The organism is Mesorhizobium sp. P5_C1 (genome assembly GCF_054049815.1).
In genome coordinates this window covers 1-12,990 of record NZ_JBFULQ010000126.1, presented here as the reverse complement: position 1 = coordinate 12,990, position 12,990 = coordinate 1, and the positions used below count along the sequence as shown (strand labels likewise).

Annotated in this window: 16 protein-coding genes and 2 pseudogenes; 7 read left to right on the top strand and 11 right to left on the bottom strand. The window is 63.3% G+C overall.

Annotated elements, in window-relative coordinates:
* The 3 genes and pseudogenes from ACXJ7R_RS12915 to ACXJ7R_RS12905 all read right to left on the bottom strand — a co-directional run.
* Positions 1-147, bottom strand: a pseudogene (locus ACXJ7R_RS12915) (cupin domain-containing protein); the annotation flags it as partial.
* Between the two features lie 56 nt (positions 148-203).
* Positions 204-956, bottom strand: coding sequence for an SDR family oxidoreductase (locus tag ACXJ7R_RS12910; protein ID WP_457152169.1), 753 nt, complete (start codon positions 954-956; stop codon positions 204-206).
* A gap of 67 nt (positions 957-1,023) precedes the next feature.
* On the bottom strand, positions 1,024-1,503 hold the full coding sequence (locus ACXJ7R_RS12905; RefSeq protein ID WP_457152168.1) for a carboxymuconolactone decarboxylase family protein: 480 nt from the start codon (positions 1,501-1,503) through the stop codon (positions 1,024-1,026).
* A 113-nt stretch (positions 1,504-1,616) separates the two neighbouring features.
* Here ACXJ7R_RS12905 and ACXJ7R_RS12900 point away from each other — a divergent pair.
* Positions 1,617-1,718: pseudogene (locus tag ACXJ7R_RS12900) on the top strand (helix-turn-helix domain-containing protein); the annotation flags it as partial.
* A 138-nt stretch (positions 1,719-1,856) separates the two neighbouring features.
* On the opposite strand, the gene ACXJ7R_RS12895 reads toward ACXJ7R_RS12900, so the two are convergent.
* Positions 1,857-2,456, bottom strand: a complete 600-nt coding sequence (locus ACXJ7R_RS12895; RefSeq protein ID WP_457152170.1) for a YdeI/OmpD-associated family protein — start codon at positions 2,454-2,456, stop codon at positions 1,857-1,859.
* Between the two features lie 185 nt (positions 2,457-2,641).
* Here ACXJ7R_RS12895 and ACXJ7R_RS12890 point away from each other — a divergent pair, with 185 nt between their 5' ends.
* Both ACXJ7R_RS12890 and ACXJ7R_RS12885 read left to right on the top strand, forming a co-directional pair.
* A complete protein-coding gene (locus ACXJ7R_RS12890; RefSeq protein ID WP_457152167.1) occupies positions 2,642-2,986 on the top strand; it encodes a VOC family protein in 345 nt (114 codons plus the stop codon).
* Positions 2,987-3,077: 91 nt separating this feature from the next.
* The gene (locus tag ACXJ7R_RS12885; protein WP_457152166.1) at positions 3,078-3,689 is read left to right on the top strand and encodes a hypothetical protein; all 612 of its coding nucleotides are present in this window, start codon (positions 3,078-3,080) and stop codon (positions 3,687-3,689) included.
* A gap of 21 nt (positions 3,690-3,710) precedes the next feature.
* Here the strand turns inward: ACXJ7R_RS12885 and ACXJ7R_RS12880 are convergent, their stop codons facing one another.
* A complete protein-coding gene (locus tag ACXJ7R_RS12880; protein WP_457152165.1) occupies positions 3,711-4,184 on the bottom strand; it encodes a cupin domain-containing protein in 474 nt (157 codons plus the stop codon).
* Between the two features lie 65 nt (positions 4,185-4,249).
* Between ACXJ7R_RS12880 and ACXJ7R_RS12875 the strand changes: the two genes are divergently transcribed.
* Entirely contained in the window at positions 4,250-4,711 is a 462-nt protein-coding gene (locus ACXJ7R_RS12875) for a MarR family winged helix-turn-helix transcriptional regulator (protein WP_457152164.1), read from the top strand.
* Between the two features lie 39 nt (positions 4,712-4,750).
* On the opposite strand, the gene ACXJ7R_RS12870 is transcribed toward ACXJ7R_RS12875, so the two are convergent.
* Positions 4,751-5,656, bottom strand: a complete 906-nt coding sequence (locus ACXJ7R_RS12870) for a S1C family serine protease (RefSeq protein WP_457152163.1) — start codon at positions 5,654-5,656, stop codon at positions 4,751-4,753.
* A gap of 241 nt (positions 5,657-5,897) precedes the next feature.
* Here ACXJ7R_RS12870 and yghU point away from each other — a divergent pair, with 241 nt between their 5' ends.
* Complete coding sequence (gene yghU / locus ACXJ7R_RS12865; protein ID WP_457152162.1) at positions 5,898-6,764, top strand: glutathione-dependent disulfide-bond oxidoreductase; 867 nt, start codon at positions 5,898-5,900, stop codon at positions 6,762-6,764.
* 122 nt (positions 6,765-6,886) lie between these two features.
* Here the strand turns inward: yghU and ACXJ7R_RS12860 are convergent, their stop codons facing one another.
* Entirely contained in the window at positions 6,887-7,189 is a 303-nt protein-coding gene (locus ACXJ7R_RS12860; protein ID WP_457152161.1) for a DUF1236 domain-containing protein, read from the bottom strand.
* 871 nt (positions 7,190-8,060) lie between these two features.
* On the opposite strand from ACXJ7R_RS12860, the gene ACXJ7R_RS12855 reads away from it, so the two are divergent.
* Positions 8,061-8,267 carry a hypothetical protein gene (locus ACXJ7R_RS12855; RefSeq protein ID WP_457152160.1) on the top strand — a complete coding sequence of 69 codons (207 nt, stop codon included), beginning with the start codon at positions 8,061-8,063 and terminating at the stop codon, positions 8,265-8,267.
* A gap of 380 nt (positions 8,268-8,647) precedes the next feature.
* Here the strand turns inward: ACXJ7R_RS12855 and ACXJ7R_RS12850 are convergent, their stop codons facing one another.
* Positions 8,648-9,199, bottom strand: a complete 552-nt coding sequence (locus ACXJ7R_RS12850; RefSeq protein WP_457152159.1) for an isochorismatase family protein — start codon at positions 9,197-9,199, stop codon at positions 8,648-8,650.
* Between the two features lie 117 nt (positions 9,200-9,316).
* Here ACXJ7R_RS12850 and ACXJ7R_RS12845 point away from each other — a divergent pair, with 117 nt between their 5' ends.
* Complete coding sequence (locus ACXJ7R_RS12845) at positions 9,317-9,727, top strand: DUF5071 domain-containing protein (protein ID WP_457152158.1); 411 nt, start codon at positions 9,317-9,319, stop codon at positions 9,725-9,727.
* Between the two features lie 44 nt (positions 9,728-9,771).
* Here the strand turns inward: ACXJ7R_RS12845 and ACXJ7R_RS12840 are convergent, their stop codons facing one another.
* The 3 genes from ACXJ7R_RS12840 to ACXJ7R_RS12830 form a co-directional block, all read right to left on the bottom strand.
* A complete protein-coding gene (locus ACXJ7R_RS12840) occupies positions 9,772-11,385 on the bottom strand; it encodes a WD40 repeat domain-containing protein (RefSeq protein ID WP_457152157.1) in 1,614 nt (537 codons plus the stop codon).
* A gap of 121 nt (positions 11,386-11,506) precedes the next feature.
* Positions 11,507-12,283: an exodeoxyribonuclease III gene (locus ACXJ7R_RS12835; RefSeq protein WP_457152156.1), complete on the bottom strand. Its 777-nt coding sequence runs from the start codon at positions 12,281-12,283 to the stop codon at positions 11,507-11,509.
* Positions 12,284-12,287: 4 nt separating this feature from the next.
* Positions 12,288-12,932, bottom strand: a complete 645-nt coding sequence (locus ACXJ7R_RS12830) for an alpha/beta hydrolase family protein (RefSeq protein WP_457152155.1) — start codon at positions 12,930-12,932, stop codon at positions 12,288-12,290.
* Between the last annotated feature and the right edge of the window lie 58 nt (positions 12,933-12,990).

Sequence of the window (12,990 nt, the reverse complement as noted above, 5' to 3'; positions counted from 1 at the left end):
GCCCTTGATGCTCTTGCCGGGGACATTCGGCAGTTCATGCTCATAGACGAGCGTGACTTTGGCGGCTTTCCCGCCTGCGTCCTCGGCCGCGGCCGGGCCTGCCACGGCTGCCGTGACGATGAGGGCGGCAAGGATTGACTTGATCATTTCTAAACTCCTTTCATGCGTTGAGTGGAACGCTGCGCTGCGGCGCATCGTGACGGTCATTTGCGCGTCGAGGTGGCGAACCACTGCTCGAAGGTGATGCTGCCGAGACGGGGATTGTTGTCGGAGACGAGCGACGTGTCGTTCAGCCTCGCGCCGAAATAGAGCGCATCCGGATCAGTCACGACCTTGCGAGGATCGCCGGCAGCCTTCAGGTAGCGGGCGACGAGCTCGCTCATTCGCACACGCTCCGGACCGGAAATCTCGATCATGCCGTTGATCGGCGCGGCGAGCGCGACACCGGCCATGACGTCGGCGACGTCATCGGACGCGATGGGTTGTACATAGGCCGGCGACAGATGCACGGCGTCGCCGACCGTGCCCGATTGGGCGATGCCAGCCAAGAACTCCATGAACTGCGTGGAATGAACGATGGTGTAGGGAATGCCGGAAGCCTTGATCAGCTTTTCCTGGGTGAGCTTGGCGCGGAAATAGCCGACGTCCTGAAGGCGTTCGGTTCCGACGACCGAGAGCGCGATGTGATGCTTGACGCCGGCAGCCTTGTCCGCTGCGAGCAGATTGTGGCCCGAGGTCTCGAAGAATTCCATCGCGGCCTTGTCCTCGAAGGAGGGTGAGTTGGCGAGGTCGATCACGACCTCGGCGCCCGCGAGCGCTTCCTTCAGACCTTCGCCGGTGATGGTGTTGACACCGGTATTCGGGGAGGCGGCGATCACCTCACAGCCCTGCTTGCGCAGGCGTTCGACTGTCTTGGAACCGATGAGGCCGGTGCCCCCGATGATGACGATTTTCATAAGACTTCTCCGTTAGCGGCCGCCACGTCGCGCCGCATCGATTGATGGGAATGCCAGAAGGGCGGGGTTAGTTCAGGCCTGCCTTGTCGAGGCGGTAGAGTTTATCCGCAGAGCCGGGCACGGTCTTGAAGGCGACGTTAGCACGGTTCCAGGCGTTGATGGCCATGATCGAGAAGGTCAGGTCGGAGATTTCCTTTTCCGAAAGCTGCCCACGCACCCGCTCGTAGAGTTCGTCCGGAATACCGCCCTCGGGGAGCTTCGTGACGGCTTCAGTCCAGGCAAGGGCGGCGCGTTCACGAGGAATGAAAAGGTTTGATTCCCGCCAGATGGCGACATGGTAGAGCCGCAACTCGCTCTCGCCGTGGATCTTTGCTTCCTTGACATGCATGTCGAGGCAGAAGGCGCAGCCATTGATCTGGGACGCCCGGATATGGACCAGATCGCGGATCTTCTCTTCGATCACGCTGCGCGCCTCGGCCATGCTGAAGTCGAGAAACTTCTTGAATAGCTCAGGCGATTGTTGGGCGACGTTCAGGCGCTGTGTCACTGCTCTCTCCTTTTGAGGACATTTAATATCCTTAAGGATATATGATATCCATAATCCTGTAAAGCGCCTCCCGCCTGGGATGCGGGACATAAGGTTTATGTCGAATAGTATGGGTGAGAGTGGACATCGTATCGGGATTGCGAACGTTCCCGCGAGTGGCGGAGACAGGGTCCTTCTCGGCGGCGGCGAATGACCTCGATCTGACGCAGCCGGCCTTAATCAGCGCCTTGATCGACTGCATGGCACCCGAAAGCCCGAGGCGGCCAATACCCACCGTGGCTGGAGCAATTCCGAGAAAATGTGAAACGGGTGCGGCTAAACGCAAAGCGCCGGCAGTGCGGCGCCTGAAAGGATTACTTCTTGCCCTGCGGATGGATCGTCTCGCCGCGCTTCAGCATCGCGACGAAGGTCTCGATCTTCTTCTTGCGGCCAGCTTCGGTCTTCATGTTGTGGGTGCGGAAGGCAAGCGCGAAGCGGTTCTGTGCGCTGAGCTTTGCCAGCATCTCTTTCGCCTTGGGTTCGGCATCTATGGCTGCCTGCAGGTCATCGGGGATTTTCATCTCCTTGCCGCTGCCGTAGGCGCGCGCCCAGCGGCCATCGGCCTTGGCTGCCTCGACCTGTCTCAGCCCATGCTCGGTCATGCGGCCCTCCTCGACCAGCCGCGCGACATTGTCGATATTGATCAGGCTCCAGATGCTCTTCCTGCCGCGCGGCGTGTAGCGCTGCAGGAAACTGTTGTCGTCGAGCCCCTTGCGCACCGCGTCGATCCAGCCAAAGCACAGCACCACGTCGATGGCCTCTTTCGGCGTGATCGACTTCAGCCCCGACCCCACCTTGTGGACCTTGATCCACACCTCGGTTTCCGCGGCGTGGTGCTTGCCGAGCCAGGCGTGGAAGCTGGCCGCGTCCGGGAACTCCCTGACCTTGTCGGGATCGACCCAGACCGGCGCCATCAGCCGGCCTGCCCGTTCGTTCGCATCACCGACATCTTGCCTCCAGCCAAACATCATCCGTCAACATCGTGACATGGGTCCCTGTCAGTTTTCGGCAGCAGCAAAACCTGCTGGCGGATGACGATGGAACGCACCACCCATCGCCGCGTTCCGGCTTCAGTGCAACCGCCGGATGGAGGTTCCCGATGACAATCCAGACCATTTTCGCCCATGTCAGCTGCGCCGACCTCGAAGCCAGCATCGGCTGGTATGCAAAGCTCTTCGGCAAGTCGCCGCTGCGCCGGCCGATGCCGGGCCTGGCCGAATGGCAGTTCAGCGACAGCGCTGAGGTGCAGCTCTTCGAGGACAGGGACAAGGCCGGCACCAGCACGCTGACGCTCGGCGTGCTGCCGCTGACGCCCGAGCGGCAGCGGCTGATGGATGCTGGCCTCGACCCTGGCCCGATCGAGGAAGCCGACGATTTCTACATCATGCGCCTGCGCGACCCCGACGGGAACCTGGTGGTGTTTGCGAGTGCGCAACTCGACTAGGGCGCCCCCGGGCCAAAATATTTTCCTCCACCCCGCTGTCGAAATCTCGCAGACCTGCGATGGTCCTGTTCCACACGCTTGGGAACGCATCATGAAATCTCTGCTCTTCGCCCTGGCGATGCTGTTGCCCACAGCTGCCCTCGGCGAACCGATCGACACCCTGAAAATCATCACGGCGGTGACCGGCGACTTCAACGGCGACGGCGCCGTCGACCTTGCCATGGTCGTCGAGACCCAGCCCGGCAATCCGATGGACATCCACTTCTTCCTCAGGGACAAGGAGCACAATTACCTCAAGCCCGTCGAAATCGTGCACGAGCAGATCCTCGGCGAATGGAACGGTTACGACCGGCCGGGCTACGAAAATTCAGACACCGAGCCGGAACTGACGATGCTGCCGAACGGGTCGATCAAGTTCTATCTGCCGGCGATGCCGATCGGCGGCCAGCGGACCAACATGACGCTGACCATCGCCTGGCGCAACGGTGCCTTCATCGTCGCCGGTTTTGCCTATGACTACGAGGACTTCCAGCAGGATAATGTCGCCAGCGCCTGTGAGTACAACGTGCTGACCGGCAAGGGCACCAGCAGCAAGACGCAGCCTGACGGCAGCTCGAAGCACGGGACCGTCTCGGTGGAAGGCCGAACCGTCGCCTTCAAGGACTGGAACCCGGGTGCTGATTTCAGCGCTTGCGACGGGTGACCGGCGTTTCTTCGACCGGCTTCACGTCGGTGGCGGCGCTGCCGGCGTCAATCCGTGCCGGCGCATGATGTCCATCATTTTGAGCTTGTCGGGCGGGCCGCCGGCGGCAGCATTGAGCACCGCAAAGGCCTCGCGAAAATAGTCCGGGCCGATCGCCGCCGGCGTGATGACGCAAAGCGCCTTGGCATCCCTGGTGCCATTGTTGTCAAACCGGTGTACGGCGCCGCGTGGAATGCATAGCGCCTCCCCTGGCCCGACCTCGATCGCCTTGCCGTCGACGGTCCAGGTCAACACTCCGTCGACGCCGTAGATCGTCTCTTCGTAGTGGTCGTGGCTGTGCGCCGGCGCCGGCAGCCGCTGCGCGCCGGGCACCATAAGTTCGAAGGCGGCGACGCTGCCGTTCGAACTGTCGCCTGACACCAGGAAGCGAACCGACAGCCCCATGGTACCAATGGTTTCGTTGGCTGGATTGACCTGAAGATCCAAGGCTGGCATTGCACAAGCTCCCCGAGTAAATTACATTTACCGCATATGAGTAAACTCAATTTACCGGATCGTCAATGGCCACATCCACTGAAGTTCTGCAGACCAAGACCGAGGATCTGCTGATCGGCGCGCTGCTGCGCGTGCCGGCGCAGGCGATCCAGCGCCGGCTGATCAAGGAGCTCAACGCCGCCGGCTTCGACGAATTGCGCTTGCCGCATATGGCGGTGCTGCAGTTTCCCGGGCCGGACGGCGCGCGCCCGGGCACCATCGCCGAGCGCGCAGGCATGAGCAAGCAGGCCATCAACCAGCTGCTCAGCAGTCTCGAAGGTTACGGTTATCTCATGCGCTCCGACATTCCGGGCGAAGGCAGTGCGCGCGTGGTGCGGTCCACCGAACGCGGACACGCCGCCTTCTGGAAAATGGTCGATATCCTGCGCGACATCGAGGAAGAGTGGCGCACCGAACTCGGACCAGAACGCTTTGCCCAGCTGAAAGCGCTGTTGTTTGTCGTCTGGGACAGCCCGCTGGCGCGGTGAGCGGCCGACTGGGATGCAACGAAATGCCCCAGCCGATGCCTACTGCAGCTGCGGCTTCTTGAGGAAACTGCCGCGGTCGGCCGATTTGACGCGCAGCCAGGTTTCGCGGCCATCGCGCAGCACCCGCATCGGGATCTCCGCGCCGGCCGAGCCGCTCTCCCACAGCTTGCGATAGAAATCGGCCAGCCCATCGACCGCGCCGTCACGGATGTCGGAAATGATGTCGCCCTGCCGCAGGCCGGCTTTGGCGGCCGGGCCGCCTTCGGTCACGCTCATCACCACCACCTTGCCGTCGCTTTCGGCCGACAAGGCGCCGAGCCACGGGCGCGGTGGCCTGGCCACATGGCCGCGCGTCAGGAGATCGTCGAGAATGGGCGGCAAAAGGTCGATCGGCACGACCATGTTTATATCGGCGACCTCGCCGTTGCGGCTCATCTGCAGCCGCAGCGAACCGATGCCGAGCAGCGAGCCGTCGGCGCCGAACAGCCCGGCACCACCCCAGGACGGGTGCGCGGGCGCGATGAAGATCGCCTCGTCGAGCAGATACTCCCAATAGCCGGCGAATTCCTGCTTGGTGACGATCCTGGCCTGCACCGACTGGCCGACGCCGTCGGCCAGCACCACGGCGTCGCCGATCCTGGCCTTGCCGGCATCGCCCAGCGCCACCGCCGGCAGGCCGAGCGGCGCCAGCGCCTGCACCAGGCCGAAGCCCGATTCCTGGTCATAGGCAAGCGCGTGCGCCGGGATGACGCGGCCGTTATGACTGGTCAGCCAGACCTCTTCCGCTTCGGTGATGAGATAGCCGATGGTCAGCACCAGCCCGTCGTTGCGGATGACGACACCGCTGCCTTCCCTGAGCGTGCCCAGGGCACCGGCCGTGAAGGCATCCTCCGGAACGGTCGCCCGCACGGCAACGACCGAGCGCGGATTGGGATTGATGGTCATGCTGTCATTCCTGGATAGGTGATATTTCTATAGGTATGCCGCAAGCGAGATGGTGCAAGGGGTGAGAAGCGGTTCGCGCGGCCACTGGCACGACGAATTCGCTTCACGATCCGGCTGATCACCCCACCAGGGGAAGGGAAAACGGAGCCTCCGTCAACAATAGTTCAACGCAAGTTGAACTTCCCCCTCTGAAACCCTAGTTGTAGGGCGACCTGCCCATCCTTCCCCACGAGGCCCCGAGATGACCGACTACACCCCGCCGAAAGTATGGACCTGGAGCAAGGCGAATGGCGGCGCCTTTGCCAGCATCAACCGGCCGATCGCCGGGCCGACGCACGACAAGGACCTGCCAGTCGGCAAACACCCGCTGCAGCTCTATTCGCTGGCGACGCCGAACGGCGTCAAGGTGACCGTCATGCTGGAGGAACTTCTGGCCCGCGGCCACCAGGGCGCCGAATATGATGCCTGGCTGATCCGCATCAACGATGGCGACCAGTTCGGCAGCGGCTTCGTCGAGGTCAATCCCAATTCAAAGATTCCCGCCTTGATGGACCGCAGCGGCAAGACCCCGGTGCGCATCTTCGAATCCGGCTCGATCCTCGTCTATCTCGCCGAAAAATTCGGCGAATTCCTGCCAACCGAACAGCCGGCCCGCGCCGAGGTGCTGTCCTGGCTATTCTGGCAGATGGGTTCGGCACCTTATCTGGGCGGCGGCTTCGGCCATTTCTACGCCTATGCGCCGGAGAAGTTCGAATATGCCATCGACCGCTTCTCGATGGAGGTAAAGCGCCAGATGGACGTGCTCGACCGTCGGCTGGCCGAAACCGAATATCTCGGTGGCAAGGACTACAGCATCGCCGACATGGCGATTTGGCCCTGGTATGGCGGGCTGGCGCTCGGCCGCATGTACAATGATTCCGGCGAGTTCCTGTCCGTGAACGACTACCAGCATGTGCAGCGCTGGGCCAAGGCGATCGACGCCCGCCCCGCGGTCAAGCGCGGCCGCATGGTCAACCGCGCCTTCGGTGAACCCGCCATGCAGCTGCATGAGCGCCACGACGCCCGCGATTTTGAGACGAACACGCAGGACAAGCTGGCCGCCGAATAGACCACGGCAAAACCTGCCTCAAAGGAAAGCCCGCCACCGACGCGAATGTCTGGTGACGGGCTCCTCCCAAGACAACCCAACGCGGGCAATCCCGGTGTGTCGGCCTACGCGTCGGGCCTCACTCAGTGCAGGACTTGGACGATCTGGCGTGTCTCTGGATCGACCAGAACGGTCTGGTCATTGATCACGGCGACGCGATATTTGACGTCGGGCACCTGACGCAATTCGACCGTGTCGGGCACCGACGAGCCAAGCTTGAGTTCGACGCCCAGCAGGTTCACCGACGCAAGCGGCTCCTTCTTGATGTATTGGCGAACGACCGTCTCCTGCTCCGGCTGGACGACGACGACGTTTTCAGCCATCGCCACGCCAATGCCACCCATCAGGACGATCGCGGCCGCAGCACTCGAAAGATAATGTTTCATCATAGCCTCCATTGTATTCATCGGAACTCCGCCCTGGATGAAAACTCCGCCGCCACTATGAGGTTCCATTTCAATTCCCGAATTGAAAGCATCACGAAAACGACCTGATATTGGCGCTTGTTGATCCAGCTATCGGTCTAAGAGGCACAAAAGCTTCCGGAGTTCGTAGATAAATTATGCAGATCGGTTCTGAATCGCACACAGAACTGCCAACCGCTACACGGGTCACCGGAGAACGCCCCATGGCATGGGCTTCAAAGGTCGTCGCCACCGGCGCTGGATCGGCCTCAATATTTTCATTGCCTAGCCAACGTAGAGCGCACCGTGTCGTTCCAGCCGCCTTTCTTGTTTTCGCCGAAAGCTCCGACACGAAAGAGGCCCGCCTTGCTGGGAGCAAAGCGGGCCTTAGACGGTGTGGCCGGAGGTGGCAGTCCTCACAGGTCACACTCTAAACGCGAAGCGCCGGCGCTTGGTTCCAGCCTTGGAATACTGCGCCCCAGTGGCGGCGGTGGTGGCGGCCGTTGCCGCGCTGTGCCTGTGACGTCAGGGCTGCCAGCGCGGGCCATTTTTGATGCCGCGATTGCGGCGAAGACGCTTGGCCGGCTAAGTTTTTTGYCGATCCTGACCCCGCGAAACGACCGCGTCATTATATCGCGTTTGACTAAAATACCGGAACGTCCAATGCACATTGCCGGAACCGAACAGGGCCCCTCGGACCTTTGCGGCCGGCACCTAAGACCTTGGTCCTAGGCGAAAACGCAAACGGCCGATGTGGCCCGGATTGACGTCCGGAGAAGGGAACATCTCGCTTTGGCTGTCGTTTGTCGCGATGTCGCCGGCGCCGCCGGATCCATATCGGGAGGACAGAACGATGCCRCATCGATCCACCGTCGTCAAAACAGGCAACGGCCCGGTCACGGCGATTGYCGTGCTGATGGTGGGATTGATGGCGGTGGGAATGGTGTTTCTGGTCCTGGGCGGCGCGCTCTATCTCAACGAGCAGCCGTCGGATCAACGTGCGCTGTCGTCCCTTCCCGCCCGATCGATTCAGGCGACCGATCGCAGCGCGGCAAACTGATCGGGCTGCGCGCTCGGCGGAACATCCAGCCGCCTTTTCGAATCGACAGCGACCCGCCGGCCAGTTTGGGTTGAGGAAAATCGTTCGATGCGGCAAGAAAGAGAAACTGTTTCGCGCCGTGATGACCAGGACGCCGAATCTGCACTTTAGTCCCGGCCTATTCCGCTTTCGCGGAAGTGTCGGCCGGCCGGCGATGTGCAATGGTGTCAATGCGGCGGTACGAGCCGCCCTGGTTGACGCGGGCGCCCGAGCCATCCCAACAATGCGCCCCCCCGTCCGCGTCGACCACGGCAGGCGCTTGACGGTCTCGTCCGATCCGCAGTGCTGGACAAGTTGTCGCGCGAAGTGACGATCAGCCTGCCGCCAAATTCCTTACAGCTTCAGCCGCCGACCAGTGCCTTGGTCGTCACCAGATTGACGCCGGCCTCGGCGAATTCATCATTGTGGCGGGTGATGATCTGGAGGGCGCTCTCACTGGCGCTGTCCAATGTGCTGTGCGCATCGGAGACCACGGTGACGCCGAGCCCTCTGGCCATCGCGCCCTTGATGGTCGCAGCCACGCAAAAATCGGTCTGCGCGCCCAGCAGCACGACAGCACCGGCGCCCTGCCCTGCGACCCATTCGCCAAGGGCTGCATTGCTGAAGGCATTGCCGACGCTCTTGGCGAAAGTCGGCTCGTCCACGGCCTGGCCGAGTGCGGGCCACACCGGCCAACCCGGTTCACCCGGCGCCAGCGGATCGCCCGCCGGTCCGTCATGCCTGACAAAGGCGACCTTGCGCCCGCCGCGCCGCGCCCAGTCGATCACCGCCCGGGCACGCTCGGCAATGGCTGACGCCTCATGGATCGGCGGCTCGTGCACGCCGTCGAACATGCCGGTCTGAAGGTCGATCACGATGAGCGGCGCTGTGTCCGCGAGGCTGGATGCTGACATGGCGCGAACATAGCGTGGGCGGCGAGAGGGTCAAGGATGGTTGGCAGGCGTGCGGCCATTGACAGCAATGTTCGAGCACTCAAAAAGCCTAGAGATTATGGGCGGAAAGCGACTTGTATGATTGACCCACAGAGCCTGCTCCCACGCGACAAGCACGACCTTGACTCAATCGTTCTGATTGTCGAAGCGGGCTATCCGGCGGTTGCGCCGATTTTGGACCAACTGTTGGAGTGGACTGCCGATGGCAACTGGCCGGTGGCTAGTCCCATCGCTGATTTCCTTGTCACTTTGGGGACACCGCTGATTGATCCGGTCTCACGTATCCTTCAGGGAAAGGATGGAACTCAAAAGTGGCACTGCATCAACTCGATCGTGCAAAGATTGCCGATGGACGTTCTTCGCGGCCTGGAGGAGGATCTGCGCCGATTAGCGGATCATCCCAGCGAAGATGACAGACGAGAAGAGGTCGATATTGAAGCACGCGAGGTCCTGCTTCGTTTCGAACCCGATCATGGCGTGAAGCTGTAGCTGACCCCGCCCCGTAATGGCTCCGGCCGCTCCTCGGGCGCCATTCACCCCGGCGCCCCTGCAAACAGCACCACCCCGTCGCCGCCTGTGGCCGGCCAGTCGCGGATGGTACGGTCGTAGCCGCCGGTCAGCACCGTGCCGTCGGCGGCGAAGGCCACCGCATAGATCGGGCCGGTCTGGCTGTCGAACATGGCGACCTGATTGCCCGTTTCCATGTCCCACAGGCGCGCCGTGCCGTCGAGCGAACCGGAGACCAGGCGCTTGCCGTCGGCCGACAGCGCCAACGTGTAGACGGTGCCCTCATGGCCCTCGAAGCGTCGCACTTCGCGGCCGCTGTCGAGGTCCCAGAGCTTGATCGTGTAGTCGCCGCTGCCGGTGATCAGATGATGGCCGTCGGCGGTGAACACGGCGCCATAGGTGCCTTGCTCATGCCCATGCCAGCTGCGCAACTGCTTGCCGCTGTCGATGTCCCAGAGTTTGAGCGTGCCATCGATGCTGCCCGAGACGGCGCGAGTGCCGTCGGGCGAGACGGCGACAGCGCTGACTGACCAGTCGTGCCCGCTCATCACATGCAGCACGGTGCCCTTTTCCAGGTCCCAGACGATGACGTTGCCGGTCTCGTGGCCGGTCACGGCACGTTTGCCGTCCGGGCTGATCGCCAGCTTGTTCACACCGCCATTCTCGCCCGCCGAAAAGACATGCAGCACAGCGCCGTCGGAAAGTTTCCGCTGCACCATCTCGCCGTCGTCGCCGGCGGTCAGCGCGCTGACGCCATCCGGCATGAACAGCGCGGTGCGCACCATATCCTTGTGGACGCCGAGGTTGCGGATCAGATGCTTGCCGGCGATGTCCCAGAGCTTGATCGTGTGGTCGGTGCTGGCGCTCATGATCGTGTGCCCGTCGGGCGCCACGGCCAGCCAGACGACAGCGTCGCGATGACCCTCGGGCTCGGTCGGCAGCGGTGGCGGAGGCGGGGGCAGAGGCGCGACGGTCGGTGGCGGAATCACCGCGACCTCCGGCGGTGTCGGAACGGCGGGCGTAGGCGGCGTTGGCGGCGCGAGCGCGGGCGGAGTCGGCGGCTCTAGGGCCGCGGGCGGGTTGGCCGCTTCCGGTGGTGGGGCGGGTGGAGATGGCGCCGGCGGCGCGGCTGCCGGTGGAACTGCCGGTTCCTGGACCGGCGGCGCACTGGCGATGTCCTGCCCCTTCGGCTCGGCAGGCTTGGGTTCATTCTGCTTGGGTTCGTTGGGCTTGGGTTCGCCGGGCTGGCTGGCAATTTCGCCACCGCGATCATGCCAGGGGCCGAACCTGTCGACGGCCAGCACCGCAAGCACAACCAATGGCAGGGCAAGAAACACCTTGCGCAGGCCGGGCCTGCCGGTGTCTTGCACTTCCGCCGCACGGCCGAACAGCGGCGCGCCGGCCTGATGGTTCGGGCGCCCCGGCAGACGACCTGCCCAGAACAGCAGAGCGCCAATCAGGCAAGCGAGTGCCGCCACCACCAATGCGGCCAACCGGATGGAGGCGGAAGCCTCGGCGGAAGGCGAGACACCGCGCCAGACGACGACTGCATCGCCAAGCACCAGCCAGGCGCGCCAGACGCAAGCCACGGCCACCACCAGCAGGATGATTGCAATCAGCCTGTCGACGACTCTGTTCATCGGCCCCCCTCGGCACCATCGCAGGCTTCGCCCCACGCCGCAAAGTTCAGTTCACGAGATTACCAGTGGAAAAGGTGTTCGCAAAATGGCGCATGCGAAAGCGGCGGCGTCGAGGTTCCCATCAAGCTGACCTGAGCTCCACCCAGACCGGCGCATGGTCGCTGGCGCCGTCTTGCCCGCGCACCTCGCGGTCGATGCCGGCGGCGGTGAGACGGCGCGACAGTGTCTTCGACAGCAGGATATGGTCGAGCCTGAGCCCCGCGTCGCGCGGCCAGCGGTTTCGGCGATAATCCCAGAACGTATAGAGCGTCTCCTTCGGGTGCTTCTTGCGCAGCGCGTCGGTCCAACCCTGCTCGATCAGGCGCTCGAAGGACGCCCGGCTTTCCGGCTGCACCAGCGCGTTGTCGTCATAGGAGCGGGTGGCGTAGATGTCGCGCGGCTCGGGCACGATGTTGTAGTCGCCGGCCAGCACCACCGGTAGGCCGGTGTCCAACAGCTGCTCGGCGTGTGCCTCCAGCCGTTTATGCCAGGCGAGCTTGTAGGCGAATTTCGGGCCGGGCTGAGGGTTGCCGTTCGGCGCATAAAGGCAAGCGATGACGATGCCGTCCACCGCCGCCTCGATGTAGCGGCTCTGCTTGTCGGCATCGTCGCCAGGCAGCGCATCGCGGGTCAGCACCGGTTCCGAGCCCCGCGCCAGGATGGCGACGCCGTTCCAGGTCGGCTCGCCCTTCCACACCGCGCCATAGCCCGCCGCGGCCAATGCCGAACGCGGAAACTGCGTGTCGCGCGCCTTCAGTTCCTGCAGGCACACGACATCAGGCTTTGCCGTCGCCAGCCATGCCAGCAGGTTCTCCAGCCGGCTGTTGACGTTGTTGATGTTGAAGGAGGCGATTTTCATCGGCTCAGGAAACGATCCGGCCCGTCCACGCCTTCACAGCCTCGGCCAGCGTCTTCAAATGTTCGGCCGCCGAAAATCCTGAAACGCTCTTGCGCGGTTTGAGATCATGGTCGCCATCCTCCAGCCAAACGATTTCGATCTGGTCGGAAAGCGCGTAAGTCGCGACCTCGTCCTGCGTCCCGAACTCGTCACGTGTGCCCTGGAAGATCAGCGTCGGCGTCTTCAGGTTGGCGAGATGTTTGGTCCGCAATTGCTCGGGCTTGGCCGGCGGATGAAAGGGATAGCCGAGGCACAGCAGGCCCGATATCTCGCCCTTGACAAACATCTCGTCGGCGACCATCGAGGCGACGCGCCCGCCCATCGACTTGCCGCCGATGATGAGTGGGCCGGTTACGCCCTTCGTCCTGAGGTCGGCGATCGCCTTGACATATTCCGGGTTCACCGTCTCGGCCCGCGGCGGCGGCTTGCGATGCCCGTAGCGGCGGGCTGCCATGTAGTGGAATTCGAAGCGCGCGACCTGGAAGCCAGTCGCCGCCAGCGACTTGGCGGTGGCCGTCATCGAGGGAGAATCCATCGACGCGCCGGCGCCATGCGCGAGCAGGATGGCGACGGGGGCGGTCTCGGGGCCGTCGAAGAGGAAGGTGGTCATAGGGCGGCCTTCCCCGAGAGGTCGTGTTCCGTCCAACCCCCCTCTGTCCTGCCGGACA

Coding starts and splice junctions, on each gene's coding strand:
- ACXJ7R_RS12845 (WP_457152158.1), top strand. CDS start 9,317: ATGATTGACCCACAGAGCCTGCTCCCACGCGACAAGCACGACCTTGAC.
- ACXJ7R_RS12840 (WP_457152157.1), bottom strand. CDS start 11,385: ATGAACAGAGTCGTCGACAGGCTGATTGCAATCATCCTGCTGGTGGTG.
- ACXJ7R_RS12860 (WP_457152161.1), bottom strand. CDS start 7,189: ATGAAACATTATCTTTCGAGTGCTGCGGCCGCGATCGTCCTGATGGGT.
- ACXJ7R_RS12835 (WP_457152156.1), bottom strand. CDS start 12,283: ATGAAAATCGCCTCCTTCAACATCAACAACGTCAACAGCCGGCTGGAG.
- ACXJ7R_RS12890 (WP_457152167.1), top strand. CDS start 2,642: ATGACAATCCAGACCATTTTCGCCCATGTCAGCTGCGCCGACCTCGAA.
- ACXJ7R_RS12870 (WP_457152163.1), bottom strand. CDS start 5,656: ATGACCATCAATCCCAATCCGCGCTCGGTCGTTGCCGTGCGGGCGACC.
- ACXJ7R_RS12830 (WP_457152155.1), bottom strand. CDS start 12,932: ATGACCACCTTCCTCTTCGACGGCCCCGAGACCGCCCCCGTCGCCATC.
- ACXJ7R_RS12880 (WP_457152165.1), bottom strand. CDS start 4,184: ATGCCAGCCTTGGATCTTCAGGTCAATCCAGCCAACGAAACCATTGGT.
- ACXJ7R_RS12850 (WP_457152159.1), bottom strand. CDS start 9,199: ATGTCAGCATCCAGCCTCGCGGACACAGCGCCGCTCATCGTGATCGAC.
- ACXJ7R_RS12910 (WP_457152169.1), bottom strand. CDS start 956: ATGAAAATCGTCATCATCGGGGGCACCGGCCTCATCGGTTCCAAGACA.
- ACXJ7R_RS12895 (WP_457152170.1), bottom strand. CDS start 2,456: ATGGCGCCGGTCTGGGTCGATCCCGACAAGGTCAGGGAGTTCCCGGAC.
- ACXJ7R_RS12885 (WP_457152166.1), top strand. CDS start 3,078: ATGAAATCTCTGCTCTTCGCCCTGGCGATGCTGTTGCCCACAGCTGCC.
- ACXJ7R_RS12875 (WP_457152164.1), top strand. CDS start 4,250: ATGGCCACATCCACTGAAGTTCTGCAGACCAAGACCGAGGATCTGCTG.
- yghU (WP_457152162.1), top strand. CDS start 5,898: ATGACCGACTACACCCCGCCGAAAGTATGGACCTGGAGCAAGGCGAAT.